Here is a 1434-nt window from a genome sequence, read left to right on the forward strand (position 1 = left end):
TAGTGAAGGCTTCAACCGCCTGAGCATCGGCGTTCAGGACTTCAACAAAGAAGTGCAAAAACTGGTGAACCGTGAACAAGATGAAGAATTCATCTTTGCGATGGTGGCACGTGCGAAAGAGTTGGGTTTCCGTTCGACCAACCTCGATTTGATCTACGGTTTGCCGAAGCAGACCAAAGCCTCTTTTGCGAAGACGTTAGAACAAGTGCTGGAAATGCAGCCGGGTCGTCTGTCGGTCTTTAACTACGCACACATGCCGCAATTGTTTGCTGCGCAGCGTAAGATTAAAGACGAAGATTTGCCAAAAGCAGAAGAGAAAATGGCGATTCTCCAAGACACGATCGCAACTTTGACGGGTGCTGGCTACCAGTTCATCGGCATGGACCATTTTGCGATGCCTGACGACGAACTCGCCGTTGCGCAGCGTGAAGGAGTGTTGCATCGCAACTTCCAAGGCTACACCACTCAAGGAGAGTGTGACTTAGTGGGCTTTGGTGTTTCTGCCATTTCAATGATTGGTGATGCGTACGCGCAAAACCAAAAAGAGCTCAAGAAGTACTACGCTCAAGTAAATGACCTTCGCCACGCATTGTGGAAAGGTGTCTCACTCGATTCGGATGACTTGCTCCGTCGTGAAGTCATTAAGCAGCTGATTTGTAACTTTAAGCTTGATAAAAAAGCGATCGAATCTGAATTCAGAGTGAAATTTGATCAGTACTTCAAAGAAGACCTGCAATTGCTGCAAACGTTCATCAATGATGAGTTGGTGGAAGTGGATGACAATGAAATTCGAGTGACACTGCGTGGTCGCCTGCTTATCCGTAACATCTGTATGAGCTTCGATAAATATCTGCGAGCAAAAGCGCGTCAGCAGCAATTCTCTCGCGTGATTTGATCATCGCTTGCCGATTCCAAATGCAAAAAATGCCAGCAAATGCTGGCATTTTTTGTAATTTTGCGCTGATTAAACGCGATCTTTAACTTTTTCTTTCAGTTCTGCTTTTTCTGCATCAGAAATGAAAGCAAGCTCAAGGCCATTGATTTGCGCTTGGCGAATCTGCTCTTGGCTCAGGCCGGCTGCTGGCGCCGCCACTTCGTATTCGTAAGGTAGCTCAATACCTTCTACCGCAGGATCATCCGTATTTAGACACGCTAGAACGCCGTGGTCTAGGAACTGTTTCAGTGGGTGATTTGCTAGAGAATCGACCGTACTGGTTTGGAAGTTCGACGTCAGGCACGATTCGATACCGATACGGTTTTCCGCTAGGTAATCCATCAGTTTTGGATCGTGAATCGCTTTCACACCGTGGCCGATACGCGTTGCACCTAGCTCTTGAATGGCTTGCCACATGCTTTCAGCGCCCGCTGCTTCACCAGCGTGAACTGTCACGTTTAGGCCTGCATCACGCACTTGTTTGAAATGAGAGACAAAGC

Annotated in this window: 1 protein-coding gene and 1 pseudogene; one reads left to right on the forward strand and one right to left on the reverse strand. The window is 47.6% G+C overall.

Annotated features, from left to right (window positions below; genetic code table 11):
- On the forward strand, positions 1-895 hold an 895-nt coding region (gene hemN, locus R7Q47_RS24360; RefSeq protein ID WP_318089792.1), incomplete at its 5' end, for an oxygen-independent coproporphyrinogen III oxidase.
- 69 nt (positions 896-964) lie between these two features.
- Here hemN and R7Q47_RS24365 read toward each other — a convergent pair.
- Positions 965-1434, reverse strand: a pseudogene (locus R7Q47_RS24365) (adenosine deaminase); the annotation flags it as partial.

The organism is Vibrio sp. Vb0349, assembly GCF_033338975.1.